Consider the following 14099-nt stretch of genomic DNA (forward strand, 5'->3'; position numbering starts at 1 on the left):
GCTAACGGCGGCGCCCGGCGGCGTCAATCTCGCCTCGGCCTCCACCTCGCTCAGGTCCATTCGCCCCTCTCGGAACGCCTCGCCCCCGAACCGTAGGGCGGGGTTCACCCCGCCACCCCCACCCTCACCCAACCATAACCCTCTCGCAAAAACGCACCGAAACCAAAAAGGCGCACCTTTCGGTGCGCCAATTTGTATGAACACTTTGCGGTACGGTTTGCGGCACAAGATCCGCACATCCCGAACCGCTACTCCGCGGCCTGAGCATAGCTCTCCACAGGCGGGCAGATGCAGATCAGGTTGCGGTCGCCATGGACATTGTCCACCCGCCCCACGGGCGGCCAATACTTGTCCACCCGGAACGCCCCCGGCGGGAAGCACCCCTGCTCGCGCGGATACTTCCGCGTCCAGTCGGCAACCAGATCCTCCACCGTATGCGGCGCATGGCGCAGGGGGCTGTCCTCGGCGGAAATCTCCCCCTTTTCAACGGCTTCGATCTCGGCCCGGATCGCCATCAGCGCGGTGATGAAACGGTCAATCTCCGCCTTCGTCTCCGACTCCGTAGGCTCCACCATCAAGGTCCCTGCCACCGGCCAGCTCATTGTCGGCGCGTGGAAACCATTGTCGATCAACCGCTTGGCGATGTCATCCACCGTGACACCCACCTCGGCAAAAGGTCGCGTGTCCAGAATGCACTCATGCGCCACCCGCCCCTTGTTCCCCATGAACAGGATCGGATAGGCCCCCTTCAACCGCGCCGCGATGTAATTGGCATTCAGGATCGCCACCCGCGTCGCCTGCGTCAGCCCCTCGCCCCCCATCATCAGGCAATAGGCCCACGAGATCAGCAGGATAGAGGCACTTCCGTAAGGTGCCGCCGACACCGGACCTTCTGCCCCCCCGGTTTCAGGATGCCCCGGCAGATAGGGCGCCAGATGCGCCTTCACCCCGATCGGCCCCATGCCGGGACCACCGCCGCCATGCGGGATGGCAAAGGTCTTGTGCAGGTTCAGGTGGCTCACATCCGACCCGATCTCGCCGGGTTTCACCAAGCCCACAAGGGCGTTCATGTTCGCCCCGTCAAGGTAAACCTGCCCGCCATGGTCATGGGTGATCCTGCAGATCTCCTTCACCGTCTCCTCGAACACGCCATGTGTCGATGGATAGGTGATCATGCAGGCCGCAAGATTTTCCCCAGCCTCTTCAGCCCTTTGCCGGAAATCCTCCAGATCCACGTCCCCGTTCGGGGCCGACTTCACCACCACAACCTGCATCCCCGCCATCTGCGCGGATGCCGGGTTCGTCCCATGCGCCGACACGGGGATCAGGCAGATGTTCCGGTGCCCCTCCCCCCGCGCACGGTGATAGGCCTGAATGGTAAGGAGTCCCGCATATTCTCCCTGCGCGCCACTGTTGGGCTGCATGGAGAAGGCATCATATCCCGTAACCTCGCACAGTTTGGCCGTCAGATCCTCGATCGCCTCGCGATACCCCGCCGCCTGATCCGCAGGCGCGAAGGGATGCAGCGACCCGAATTCCGGCCACGTGATCGGCATCATCTCCGCCGCCGCGTTCAACTTCATCGTGCAGGACCCCAGCGGGATCATCGCCCGATCCAGCGCAAGGTCGCGATCCGACAGACGGCGCATGTAGCGCATCATCTCGGATTCCGCGCGGTTCATGTGGAAAACCGGATGGGTCAGATAGTCCGACGTCCGCACCATCTCCTCGGGGAAACCCAGCGTCGCCCGATGCGGCGGCACGCCCTCGATGCCGAAGGCCCGCAGCACGCGGATCAGCACCTTCTCGTCCGTCGTCTCGTCCAGAGAAATCCCCACGCGGTCATTGCCGATCTTGCGGAAGTTCAATCCCTCATGCCGCGCCGCCGCCAGAATGCCTGCCTGCCCGACACCCACCTCCACCGTGATCGTATCGAAGAACGCCTTGGGCGAAACCTTCGCCCCCGCCGCCTTCAAGGCCCGCGCCAGACGGTTGGTCAGGAAATGCACCCGCTCCGCAATGGCGCGCAGCCCCTTCGGCCCGTGGAACACCGCATAGAAGGACGCCATCACCGCCAGCAAAGCCTGCGCCGTGCAGACGTTCGATGTCGCCTTCTCGCGCCGGATATGCTGCTCGCGCGTTTGCAGCGACAGCCGATAGGCCTTGTTCCCCCGCGCGTCGATGGAAACCCCGACGATCCGTCCCGGCATAGACCGCTTGTATTCATCCTTGCAGGACATGAAGGCCGCATGCGGCCCGCCATAGCCCATTGGCACGCCGAACCGCTGGCTCGACCCGATGGCGATATCCGCCCCCATCGCGCCCGGTTCTTTCAAAATGGTTAACGCCAACAGATCGGTGGCCACGACCGCGACCGCCTTCGCCGCATGCAGCGCCGCGATTTCCTTTGTGAAATCAGTGACATGCCCATAAGTTCCGGGATACTGGAAGATCGCCCCGAACACCTGCGCGGGATCCATCTTCGCCGGATCCCCCACGATCACCTCGATCCCCAGCGGCACCGCGCGGGTCTTGATCACCTCGATGGTCTGCGGATGACAGCCGTGATCGACAAAGAACCCCTTGGCCTTAGACTTCGCCACCCGCTCCGCCATCGCCATGGCCTCCGCCGCCGCCGTCGCCTCGTCCAGAAGCGAGGCATTGGCCACCGGCAGCCCCGTCAGGTCCGCGATCATCGTCTGATAGTTGAGCAGCGCCTCAAGCCGCCCCTGCGCGATCTCGGGCTGATAGGGCGTATAGGCCGTATACCAGGCCGGATTTTCCAGAATGTTCCGCTGGATGGCGGGCGGCGTCACCGTGCCGTAGTAGCCCTGCCCGATCAGGCTGGTCATCACCTTGTTCCGCGCGCCAACAGCCCGCATCCGCGCCAGCAACTCATGCTCCGACAAGGGCGCCCAGCCCAACGGAATGCTCTGCCGGATCGAGGCCGGAACCGTCTGGTCGATCAACTCGTCCAGCGTCTTGACGCCGACCACCTTCAGCATCTCCTCCATCTCGGCAGGCGAGGGGCCGATATGGCGGCGGTTGGCGAAATCATAGGGATTGTAGTCGACAGGGGTATAGGCCATGGCGCGCACCTCGCATTGGGGGAAGGCGGGCGCATCCGCGCCCACCGAATTCCTTGGAAGGAATCTGCAAAGGCTCTTGAAAACCTTTGCGTATCAACAGCATGCGACCGGGATCACCCGATCAGGTCGTTGTATTCGTCCTCGTCCATGAACTGGTCCAGAACCGAAAGGTCATCCAGCTTCATCTTGAAGAACCACGCCGCCCCCGTCGGGTCCTCGTTCACGAGGCCGGGGTTGTCCACCAGCTTGGCATTCACCGCGACGATCTCGCCATCGACGGGGGCAAGGATGTCCGACGCCGCCTTGACGCTCTCGATCACCACCACCTCATCCCCGGCGGCGACCATCGTCTCGGTCTCCGGCAGTTCCACGAACACCACATCGCCCAGTTGTGTCGCGGCATGTTCCGTGATGCCGACGACGACCAGATCGCCCTCGACGCGCAGCCATTCATGTTCTTCGGTATACTTCATCGCGCATCCTCAACGCTTGTAGGTGGTGGGATTGAAAGGCATCTCGGCCACGACGACGGGCAGGCGCTTGCCGCGCACCTCCCCCTCGATCACCGTTCCGATTTTCGCATAAGACGCAGGGACATAGCCCATGGCAACAGGGGCCTCGACGCTCGGCCCGAACCCGCCCGACGTGACGCGGCCCAATGGCGTGCCATCCGTGGCGAACAACTCCACCCCCTCGCGCATCGGCGCGCGGCCTTCCGGGCGCAGCCCCACGCGGCACCGCTCGGGTCCCTCCGCCAATTCCCGCAGGATGCGCGCCGCGCCGGGAAAGCCCCCCTCGCGCGCGCCGCCCGCACGGCGGGCCTTCTGGATCGCCCATGTCAGACCGGCCTCTACCGGGCTCGTCCCCGTGTCGATGTCATGCCCGTAAAGGCAAAGCCCCGCCTCCAGCCGCAAGCTGTCCCGCGCCCCAAGGCCGATGGGCATTACGCCCTCGCAGCCCAGCAAAGCCCGCGCGAACCCCTCCGCCACCGCCTCCGGCACCGAAACCTCAAAGCCATCCTCGCCGGTATAGCCCGAGCGTGACACCCAGACCTCCGCCCCCTGCCAGCCGAACACCCCCACATCCATGAAGCGCATCGCCGCCACCTCCGGCACCAACGACGCAAGCGCCGCCTCCGCCCCCGGCCCCTGCAAGGCCAGCAGCGCGCGGTCGGTGACATAATCCACCTCCGCCACATCCCCCAGATGCGCGCGCATATGCGCCACATCCGCCTCCTTGCAGGCGGCATTCACCACGACGAACAGATGATCCCCGCGATTGGCGAACATCAGGTCATCCAGAATCCCGCCCTGCTCATTCGTGAACAGCCCGTATCGCTGCCGCCCCTGCGCCAGCCCCAGCACATCCACCGGCATCAGCGCCTCGAACCCCAGACACAGCGCCTCCATCCCCCGCTTCGGCCGCAGGATCACCTGCCCCATATGCGACACGTCAAACAGCCCTGCGGCCGCGCGCGTATGAAGATGCTCCTTCATCACGCCCGCCGGATACTGCACCGGCATCTCATATCCGGCAAAGGGGACCATCTTCCCCCAAGTTCCACATGCAGGTCATGCAGACCCAATCGCTTCAGGTCGGACACGCGTCCCTCCCCCTTCCAAAGCGCCGGTCCTTGCAACACGGCACCGCCCGGACAGGCCAATCCCTGTCCCACGATGCCCCCTCTGTCCTTGCCCGTCACGGGCGCCTGAGATCGTTATCCCTTCGGCGGGCGCATCCCGCGCCACTCTCCAGAGTTCCACGCCAGCAACGGTCCCTGTTGCCTGAGAGTTTACCGGGGCGGTTGCTCCTTCGGCACCGGCTCCCACGGGGCATGCCCGCGCGCCGGATTCTCCCGATGCTGACGCCCCTGCCTAACCCGCCCGCCCCCGATCAGGCAAGCGGAATTTCGGATGCGACGGTATACAATGGTAAAGCGACACGCCCCGCCCTCAGGCACCCGCCCTCAGGCCCTAACCCCCGCCGCCACCCGGTCGATCACGCGCAGCGCCAGCCAGACCGCAAGGATGCCAAAAATCACGCCCCCGACGGCCTGCCCCACCAGCACCCCCTCCGCCCCCCACCACAGGCCCAGCGCCCAAGCGAAAGGCACCGTCCCGATGGTGTGCCGCCCCCAATTCACCATGGTCGATTGCATCGCCGCGCCCAGATTGTTGCAGGCGGCATTGGCGACGAAGATCAACCCGTTGAAGAAGAACAGCAAACTCAGCGGCCCGCAGAACAGGTAGATCAGATCCCGCGTCATCCCCTCGGCATGGAAGGCATCCGCAATCGCCCCCCGCGCCAGAAACAGCAGCGCCGACATCCCCACGATCACCAAACCCGCAAAGGTGATGGAATCCCAGAACGCCCGCCGCACCCGCTCCATCCGGCCTGCGCCAAGGTTCTGCCCGATGATCGGCCCCACCGCCCCCGACAGCGCAAAGATGATGCCAAAGGCCACGGGCGTCAGCCGCCCCGCAATCGCCATCCCCGCCACCGCCTGCTCGCCGTAACCCGCCACCATCCGCGTCACCACCGCCTGCCCCACGGGCGTCGCCAGCTGCGTCAGGATCGCCGGCCCCGAAATCGCAAAGATCGGCACCGCCGCCAGCCAGACCGTCCGCACCGAAGGCGCACCGAACCCGCCGTAATGCCGCCAGATCGGCCACAGCGCCATGCAAGCAATCGCCGCCCGCGATCCCCATCCCGCCAGCGCCGCCCCCGTCAGCCCCATATCGGCCCAGAGGATCAGCACCGGGTCCAGCGCCGCCAGCACCACCGCGCCCCAGACCGTCACCATCATCCCCCGCCGCGCATCCCCATGCGCCCGCAGCACCCCCGCCCCGATCATGCCGATCATCAGCAAGGGCTGCGACGGGATCAGCACCCGCAGGTAGTGCAGCGCCTCCTCCGCCGTCCCGCCCGTCGCGCCCAGAAGCGCAACGATCCACGGCAGTGCCAGCCAGACCAGCGCCGCGAAAGCCGCCCCGAACCCCGCCCCCAGCAGCAAACCCTCCGTCGTCCGCTGCCGCGCCAGTGCCGCATCCCGCGCCCCCACCGCCCGCGACACCAGCGCCGACACACCGACCGACAACCCAATCCCGAAGGCGGTGGTGAAGAACAGCACCGCCCCCGCATAGCCGATGGCCGCCGTCTTCTCCGGGTCCTGCAACCACGAAATGTAAAGCATATTGATCAGGTCCACGACGAAGATCGCCATCAACCCGACCGAGGATGTCAGCGACATCACCGCGATATGCCGGAACAGGCTGCCGGTGACGAACTTCCCCTGCGCCGGGGCCGCCGCCGCCGCTCCCGGCTCCCCCTCGATCGTCACTGCCACGCCAATACTCCCCGAAAGCCCGCAGCCTTTCAGCCGTTTTCAAATATCCCACGGGGGTCCGGGGGTGTGAAACCCCCGGTCCGACGTATCAACCGCCACGACCGCGGGGGCGAAGCACCCGATTTTTCGCAGAAAAATCGTCCTCAGCCCGCCTTCACGACCTTCAGCAGCGGCATCACATCCGCCATCTCCGGCCCGTTCGCCCGCCCCGTCAGCGCCTTGCGCAAGGGCATGTAAAGCGCCTTGCCCTTCCGCCCGGTCGCGGCCTTCACGGCCTCCGTCCACTCGCCCCATGTCGCCGTCGTCCAAGGCCGCGCGGGCAGCATGGCCATGGCCTGCGCGACGAACTCCTCATCCCCCGCCTCCACCAGAGGCTCGGCCCCGTCGCGGAACAGCACCCACCACTCGCCCAGATCATCCAGAACGGTGATATTGCCCTTGGCGACATTCCAGAACGCCTCCGCCTCGCCTGCCGGAACGCCCAAGGCCGCGATCCGGTCGGCAACGGCGGCGAAAGGCAGGCCCTGCACATGCGCCCGCGTCAGCGGGAACAGGTCCTCCGCATCGAACTTCGTCGGCGCCGCCCCGAACGACCCCACATCGAACCCGTCGATCAGATCCTGCATCGACGAGGCCAGTTCCACCGGCTTCGACGACCCCAGCCGCGCCATCAGCGACATCAGCGCCAGCGGCGCCACCCCCCGCGCCCGCAGGTCGCGCAAGCTCAGCACGCCCAGACGCTTGGACAATTCCTCGCCCTGCGGTCCCGTCAGCAGGCTGTGATGGGCAAACTCCGGCGGCGTCCCGCCCAGCGCCTTCATGATCTGGATCTGTGTCGCGGTGTTCGTCACATGGTCCGCCCCGCGCACGATATGCGTGACGCCCATATCCACATCATCCACGGATGAGGCGAAGGTATAAAGCACCTGCCCATCCGCCTTGATCAGCACGGGGTCCGACACCGACGCCGCATCGATCGAGATGTCGCCGATGATCCCGTCGCGCCACTCGATCCGCTCCTGATCCAGCCGGAACCGCCAATAGCCCTGCCGCCCCTCGGCGCGATAGGCCGCCTTCTGCTCCTCGGTCAGGTGCAGCGAGGCGCGGTCATAGACCGGCGGCTTGCCCATGTTCAGCAGTTTCTTCCGCTTCAGGTCCAGTTCCGTGGGCGTCTCGAAACACTCATAGAACCGCCCCGCCGCCTTCAACTGCTCGGCCGCCTCGGCATAGCGCGCCAGCCGCTTGGATTGCTGCTCCACGCGGTCATACTGGATGCCCAGCCAGACCAGATCCTCCATCAGCCCGTCGATATATTCCTGCTTCGACCGCTCCTGATCCGTGTCGTCCAGCCGCAGGATGAAGGTGCCCCCCGCCTTGCGGGTGATTAGATAGTTCATCAGCGCGGTGCGCAGGTTGCCCACATGGATATAACCGGTGGGCGAAGGCGCGAAACGGGTCGTGACTTTGGACGGCGTGGTCATGGGAAAAACGGGCTCCGTTGGACCCCCGTTCCTCTTTCACAGGCGGGCCCTTTTGTCCATATCTGGGGGGAACCGAGGGGGCGCCATGACCACATCCGACAATCCCGATCCGCAGGCCCCCGGCTGGGACGCCTTCCCCGCGCCCGACCTCGCGCTCTTCGAACAGCTTGCCCATGATGCCGTGGTGAACCTGCCCCAGCCATGGCGCGACCATGCCACCCGCGTGGCGCTCCGCATCGTCGATTTTCCGCCCGATGACGTGCTGGAGGCGATGGGCATGGAAGACCCCTACGAACTGACGGGCCTCTACGAAGGCACCCCGCTCACCGAGAAGTCGGTGATGGACCAGCCCACCCACCCCGATATCGTCTGGCTCTTCCGCCGCCCGATCCTCGAGGAATGGATCGACCGGGGCGATGTGGGCCTCGGCGACCTGATCGCCCATGTCACCATCCACGAACTCGCCCACCATTTCGGCTGGTCCGATGACGACATCGCCGCCATCGACCCGTGGTGGGAATGACGCACAGCGGTTGTGCATCGCTGCGCAACGCCTGACTTATCCGTGAATGGCCCCTGCGGACCAAGGCCCTATCCTTTCGGACAGTGTCAAATCGGAGGAACCCCATGACGACCCCGACCCTGTCGCGCCGCACCGCGCTGTTTGCCGGAGCCGCCCTTCCCCTTGCCGCCCCCGCCCTGCTTGCCGCCCGCCCCGCGCTGGCCGCTGCGCCCCAGCAGGGCGCGGGCCATGCGCCCTTCCACCGCGTGAAGCTCGGCGCCTTCGAGGTGACGACGATCCTCGCAGGCACCCGCGCGGGCGACAATCCGCAGGAAACCTTCGGCATGAACGTCCCGCCCGAGGAATTCGCCGCCGTCTCCGCCGCGAATTTCATCCCCGCCGACAAGACCTTCAACTTCTTCACCCCCGTCGTGGTGAACACCGGCGCGGAACTCGTGCTGTTCGATACCGGCCTTTCCGCCGATGGCACCACCGCAGCCCTCGCCAGCGCCGGGATCACCCCCGACCAGATCGACATCGTCGTCGTCACCCATATGCATGGCGACCATATCGGCGGCCTGTCGAATGACGCGGGCACGGCGACCTATGCAAATGCGCGCTACGTGACCGGTGCCACCGAACACAACAACTGGTCCGCCGCCGCGAACGAGACCTTCGATGCCAAGGTCAAACCGCTGAACGACAAATTCACCTTCCTCGACGATGGCGGCGCGGTCGTCTCGGGCGTCACCGCCATGGCCGCCCCCGGCCATACCCCCGGCCATTTCATCTACATGCTGGAATCGGGCGGCGCACGGATGGCGATCACCGCCGACATGACGAACCATTACGTCTGGTCGCTGGCCTATCCGGATTGGGAAGTCCGCTTCGATCAGGACAAGGCGCAGGCTGCAGCGACACGGCGTCAGGTCCTCGGCATGCTCGCCGCCGACCGCATCCCCTTCACCGGCTACCACATGCCCTTCCCCGGCATCGGCTTCGTCGAGGCGAATGGCGACGGTTTCCGTTACGTCCCGGCCAGCTACCAGCTCATGCTCTGAGAAAGGCGATTTCTGACGCAGAAATCGCCCCGAAATCTGCACACAGATTTCGTCGCGGAATTTGCGTCAAATTCCGCCTCGCCAAGGGAACGGGGGGCCGCGCTTGCCCCCCGCGCCTCGTTAGCGCTATCATGGCGCCGATCCCCAGACCAAGGGCGGCCCCATGCCTGACACCCCTGCCCCACGGCAAGCCCCGATCCTGACCCTGACGCTGAATCCGGCGCTGGACATGGCCTCCTCCGTGCCCGTCATGGTCCCGGATGAGAAACTGCGTTGTTCCGAACCCCAGCTTGACCCCGGCGGTGGCGGGCTGAATGTCAGCCGTGCCGTCCATGCCTTGGGCGGCGAATCCCTCGCGCTCGTCGCGCTCGGCGGGCTGACCGGAGACCGCCTCGCCGAACTCATCCGCCGCGAAGGCGTCATGTTCCTCGGCATCACCGGCCCCGGCGAGACACGGCAGAGCCTGACCGTGAACGAGGCCTCGACGGGCCGCCAGTTCCGTTTCATGCTGCCCGGCCCGGTCTGGCATCAGGAAGATCAGGACCGCGTCTTCATGCTCTTGCGTGCCGCTGGCAAACCCGGCGGCTTTGCCGTCATCTCCGGCAGCCAGCCCCCCGGCGTGCCGATGGACTTCCCCGCCCGCCTCGCCGATGCCATGGCCGGAATGCGCGTGGTGCTGGACACCTCCGGCGCAGCCCTGACGCAGGCCGTCGATCATCCGATCCCCGGTCTGGAAGTCCTGCGCATGGACGGGGAAGAGGCCGAGGCGCTCGCCAAGCGGCCCCTCGAGACCCGCGCCGACACCGCCGATTTCGCCCAGTCTCTGGTGGCGCGCGGGGTTGCGCGGAAGGTCATCGTCGCGCGCGGGGCCGATGGCTCCGTCCTCGCCGATGCCACACAGCGCCTTTTCGCCAAGGCCCCCAAAGTGCAGGTCCGTTCCAAGGTCGGCGCGGGCGACAGTTTCGTGGGCGGCTATGTCCTCGCCCTCGCGCAAGGTCGGTCCGAAGGCGAGGCGCTGTCGCGAGGAGTCGCCGCCGCCGCCGCCGCCGTGATGTCGGAGGCTACCGAACTCTGCCGCGCCGAGGATGTCGCCCGCCTCTTGCCCGAGGCCGCGCTCAGCACCGTCTGACCGTCGGCCCGTGCGAAAAGGCGCTCCGACGTACTGCCAGCACCGGACCCCACCCCCCGGGGCCTTGCCCCGGACCCCAGGGTATTTGGGCCAAGACGAAGCCATACACCCCTATGCCCGCGGATCATGGACGGAGCCGAAGGCGATCCGTCACGCCCCGCCGCTGCCGTCACGCCACCGCATCACCATCGGATAGCGGCGGTCCAGCCAGAAGGCCTTCTGCGTGAGCCGCACGCCGGGCGCGGATTGGAAGCGCTTCCACTCGCTGGTGTAGAGCAGCCCCTCCACCCGCTTGACCGTGGCAAGGTCATGCCCCTGCGCCACGATCTCGGCCACGGAAAGCTCCTTTTCCACCAGCCCCTCGAGGATCGCGTCCAGCACAGGATAGGGCGGCAGGGAATCCTCGTCCTTCTGGTTGTCGCGCAACTCGGCACTGGGCGGCTTTTCGATGATGCGTGGCGGGATCACGGCGCCCCGCGGCCCTTTCATCCACGGGCGGTGGTTTGCGTTCCGCCAGCGGCAGGTGTCGAAGACGCGCGTCTTCCACAGGTCCTTGATCGGGTTGTAGCCCCCGTTCATGTCGCCATAGATCGTGCAATAGCCCACCGCCACCTCGGACTTGTTCCCCGTGGTCAAGAGCATCGCGCCGAACTTGTTCGACAGCGCCATGAGCAGCAGGCCGCGCAGACGCGACTGGATGTTCTCCTCGGTGATCCCCGGCTCCGTCCCCGCGAAGAACGGGGCCAGCGCCGTGCCCACCGCTTCCTGCGGCCCCGTGATCGGCACGGTGTCCAGACGGCAGCCCAGCCGCCCCGCGCAATCGGCCGCATCCTCCAGCGAATGGGTTGAGGTGAAGCGCGACGGCAGCATCACGCAATGCACGTTCCCGGGCCCCAGCGCATCGGCGGCAATCGTCGCCACCAGCGCGGAATCGATGCCGCCCGACAGGCCAAGCACGACCTTGGAGAACCCTGATTTCCCAAGGTAATCCCGCAGACCGATGGTCATGGCATGGTAGTCCGCCTCGGCCACGGGCGGGACATCGGCCATCATCCCGCGCGCCGCGGTCCAGCCCTCGGCCCCGCGGGTGAAATCGACATGGGTCACGCAATCCTCGAACTGCGGCATCTGCACCGCCAGATGCCCGCCGGGGTTCAGCACCATGGAACAGCCATCGAAGACCTGATCGTCCTGCCCGCCCGTCATGTTCAGGTAAACCAGCGGCAGCCCCGTCTCCACCACCCGCGCCACCATCAGGTTCAGCCGCAGGTCAGGCTTGCCCCGGTGATAGGGCGATCCGTTGGGCACCAGCAGAATCTCGGCCCCCGTCTCGGCCAATGTCTCGGCCACATCGGCGTGCCAACTGTCCTCGCAGATCGGCGTGCCGATCCGGACGCCATTCACCACATAGGGCCCATGCACATCGGCCGGGGTGAACAGGCGCTTCTCGTCGAAGACGCCGTCATTGGGCAGATGATGCTTCAGAACCGTCGCCGTGACCTGTCCGCCCTGCAGAATGTAATAGGCGTTGAACAGCCGCCCCCCGCGCAGCGCGGGCCCCCCGATGCCCAATGCAGGCCCATCCGCGCAGTCCCGCGCCAGCGCCTCGATCGCCGCCACGGCATCCGCCACGAAGGCGGGCTTCTGGATCAGGTCCTGCGTCTGATAGCCGGTGATGAACATCTCGGTCAGCGCCGCCATGTCGGCCCGCGCGGCCCGGGCCTCCTCCCACACCGCCCGCGCCTTGGAGGCATTTGCCGCGATGGCCCCCACCGTCGGGTTCAACTGCGCCAGCGTGAGGCGGAAGGTATCGGCCATGCGCGGTCATTCCCCGTCGTCTTGCATCCGTTGCCTCCGTTCTAGCAGAACCCCCGCCGAGGGAAAGGTGCGCGGCTTGCCCAAGCCCCCTGCCACGGGTAGGTTTGCCCGAAAGGCGCAGCGGCAGGTGGGCAGGACGATGCGGATCGGTGGAACGGTGGCGGCGCTGGCTCTGGCGACCTCTCTCGCGGGTGCGGCCTTCGCGCAGGGCGATGGCGAGGTCATCACCAAGCAGTATGATGACGGCTCGGTTTACGAGGGCACCTTCCGCAACGGGTTGCAGCATGGCACCGGCACCTATCGCCTGCCCAACGGCTTCGTCTATTCAGGCGAATGGCAGGACGGCAAGATCACCGGCACGGGTCAGGCGACCTATCCCAACGGCTCGGTCTATGAAGGTGGATTCGTGGATGGCAAGCCCGAGGGCAAGGGCCGCATCACCTATTCCGATGGCGGCAGCTATGAGGGCGATTGGGTCGCGGGCACCATCACCGGATCGGGGATCGCCCGCTATGCCAATGGCACCACCTATACCGGCAGCTTCAAGGATGGCCGTCACGAAGGGCGCGGCGTGCTGGAAGGCCCGGGCGGCTATCGCTTCGAAGGGCTCTGGGTCGCTGGAGAGAAGCAGGGCGAAGGCAAGGTCACCTATCCCGACGGCGCGGTCTACGAGGGAAATTTCGAGGGCGGCCTGCGCTCCGGGACCGGCACCCTGACCCTGCCCGACGGCATGGTCTATGAAGGCGCGTGGAAGGATGGCCAGATCAACGGTCAGGGAAGGCTGCGGCAGGCCAATGGCGACCTCTACGAAGGCGGCTTCGCCGAAGGGCTCAAGACCGGCACGGGCCGGATGACCTTCGCCAATGGCGATGTCTATGAGGGCGGCTTCTCCGCCGACCGCCGCAACGGGCAGGGCATCTTCCGGGGGAAGGACGGCTATGTCCTCGAAGGCATCTGGACCGATGGCAGCCTGAACGGTCAGGGCCGCCTGACCTATCCCGACGGGTCCGTCTACGAAGGCGCCTTGGCCGCTGACCGGCCGGAGGGCAAGGGCAAGATCACCTATCCCGACGGCTCCACCTATGAGGGGAACTGGAAGGCCGGGGTGATCGAGGGAACCGGCAAGGCCACCTATGCCGACGGTTCGGTCTATGAAGGCAGCTTCGTCGCGTCGAAACCCGAAGGCACAGGCCGGATGACCATGCCCGACGGCTATGTCTACGAGGGCCAATGGAAGGCAGGCCTGCGCGAGGGTCAGGGCAAGGCCACCTTCGCCGACGGATCTGTCTACGAAGGCCAGTTCCGGGCCGGTCTCCGCCACGGCAAGGGCACCCTCACCATGCCCGACGGGTTCGTCTATGAAGGCGACTGGCAAGAGGGCGAGATGCAGGGCATCGGCAAGGCCACCTATCCCGGCGGCGACGTCTATGAAGGCCGCTTCGAAAAGGGCAAGCGGCAGGGTCCGGGAAAGCTCACCTATGCCTCGGGCGAGGTCGCCGAGGGCAACTGGCTGAACGGCATCCTCGTCGCCCCACCGGAAGCGCCCGCCGAAGCTCCGGCAGAGACCGCGCCCTCGGACGCCGCGCCCCCCGCAGCCGGGAACTGATCCGGGCCGAGGCCACTCCCTTTGGCCGGGGCAGAATGCCCCCGATTTTTCGCAGAAAAATCGCGCC

The 14099-nt window shown here is 66.2% G+C and carries 9 protein-coding genes, 1 pseudogene and 1 riboswitch; of the genes and pseudogenes, 4 read left to right on the forward strand and 6 right to left on the reverse strand.

Annotation, left to right across the window (positions count from 1 at the left end; all coding sequences use genetic code 11):
- Positions 1–248: 248 nt before the first annotated feature.
- The 5 genes and pseudogenes from gcvP to gltX all read right to left on the reverse strand — a co-directional run bounded on the left by gcvP (position 249) and on the right by gltX (position 7916).
- Positions 249–3089 (reverse strand): aminomethyl-transferring glycine dehydrogenase, encoded by a 2841-nt coding sequence (gcvP, locus tag TabM4_RS14885; RefSeq protein ID WP_434613950.1) that lies wholly within the window; start codon positions 3087–3089, stop codon positions 249–251.
- Positions 3090–3202: 113 nt separating this feature from the next.
- A complete protein-coding gene (gene gcvH, locus TabM4_RS14890; protein WP_165050744.1) occupies positions 3203–3562 on the reverse strand; it encodes a glycine cleavage system protein GcvH in 360 nt (119 codons plus the stop codon).
- Between the two features lie 9 nt (positions 3563–3571).
- Positions 3572–4692, reverse strand: a pseudogene (gene gcvT, locus TabM4_RS14895) (glycine cleavage system aminomethyltransferase GcvT).
- A gap of 158 nt (positions 4693–4850) precedes the next feature.
- Positions 4851–4957, reverse strand: a riboswitch (glycine riboswitch).
- A 98-nt stretch (positions 4958–5055) separates the two neighbouring features.
- Positions 5056–6435 carry an MATE family efflux transporter gene (locus TabM4_RS14900; RefSeq protein WP_434613953.1) on the reverse strand — a complete coding sequence of 460 codons (1380 nt, stop codon included), beginning with the start codon at positions 6433–6435 and terminating at the stop codon, positions 5056–5058.
- Positions 6436–6578: 143 nt separating this feature from the next.
- A complete protein-coding gene (gltX, locus tag TabM4_RS14905) occupies positions 6579–7916 on the reverse strand; it encodes a glutamate--tRNA ligase (RefSeq protein WP_434613956.1) in 1338 nt (445 codons plus the stop codon).
- An 85-nt stretch (positions 7917–8001) separates the two neighbouring features.
- On the opposite strand from gltX, the gene TabM4_RS14910 reads away from it, so the two are divergent.
- From TabM4_RS14910 to TabM4_RS14920, 3 genes are all read left to right on the forward strand, one after another.
- A complete protein-coding gene (locus tag TabM4_RS14910) occupies positions 8002–8439 on the forward strand; it encodes a metallopeptidase family protein (protein ID WP_434613959.1) in 438 nt (145 codons plus the stop codon).
- Between the two features lie 104 nt (positions 8440–8543).
- Positions 8544–9479: an MBL fold metallo-hydrolase gene (locus tag TabM4_RS14915; protein ID WP_434613962.1), complete on the forward strand. Its 936-nt coding sequence runs from the start codon at positions 8544–8546 to the stop codon at positions 9477–9479.
- Between the two features lie 163 nt (positions 9480–9642).
- Complete coding sequence (locus TabM4_RS14920; protein ID WP_434613964.1) at positions 9643–10608, forward strand: 1-phosphofructokinase family hexose kinase; 966 nt, start codon at positions 9643–9645, stop codon at positions 10606–10608.
- Positions 10609–10758: 150 nt separating this feature from the next.
- Here TabM4_RS14920 and TabM4_RS14925 read toward each other — a convergent pair whose 3' ends face one another.
- Positions 10759–12426 (reverse strand): NAD+ synthase, encoded by a 1668-nt coding sequence (locus TabM4_RS14925; RefSeq protein WP_434613967.1) that lies wholly within the window; start codon positions 12424–12426, stop codon positions 10759–10761.
- Positions 12427–12565: 139 nt separating this feature from the next.
- Here TabM4_RS14925 and TabM4_RS14930 point away from each other — a divergent pair, with 139 nt between their 5' ends.
- Entirely contained in the window at positions 12566–14032 is a 1467-nt protein-coding gene (locus tag TabM4_RS14930; RefSeq protein ID WP_434613970.1) for an MORN repeat-containing protein, read from the forward strand.
- Positions 14033–14099 lie beyond the last annotated feature (67 nt).

The organism is Tabrizicola sp. M-4 (genome assembly GCF_051132405.1).
Taxonomy (GTDB): Bacteria; Pseudomonadota; Alphaproteobacteria; order Rhodobacterales; family Rhodobacteraceae; genus Paragemmobacter.

Excerpts from the sequence above, each read along its gene's own strand:
- TabM4_RS14930 (WP_434613970.1), top strand. The coding sequence starts at position 12,566 with ATGCGGATCGGTGGAACGGTGGCGGCGCTGGCTCTGGCGACCTCTCTC.
- TabM4_RS14925 (WP_434613967.1), bottom strand. The coding sequence starts at position 12,426 with ATGGCCGATACCTTCCGCCTCACGCTGGCGCAGTTGAACCCGACGGTG.
- TabM4_RS14915 (WP_434613962.1), top strand. The coding sequence starts at position 8,544 with ATGACGACCCCGACCCTGTCGCGCCGCACCGCGCTGTTTGCCGGAGCC.
- TabM4_RS14910 (WP_434613959.1), top strand. The coding sequence starts at position 8,002 with ATGACCACATCCGACAATCCCGATCCGCAGGCCCCCGGCTGGGACGCC.
- gltX (WP_434613956.1), bottom strand. The coding sequence starts at position 7,916 with ATGACCACGCCGTCCAAAGTCACGACCCGTTTCGCGCCTTCGCCCACC.
- gcvH (WP_165050744.1), bottom strand. The coding sequence starts at position 3,562 with ATGAAGTATACCGAAGAACATGAATGGCTGCGCGTCGAGGGCGATCTG.
- TabM4_RS14920 (WP_434613964.1), top strand. The coding sequence starts at position 9,643 with ATGCCTGACACCCCTGCCCCACGGCAAGCCCCGATCCTGACCCTGACG.
- gcvP (WP_434613950.1), bottom strand. The coding sequence starts at position 3,089 with ATGGCCTATACCCCTGTCGACTACAATCCCTATGATTTCGCCAACCGC.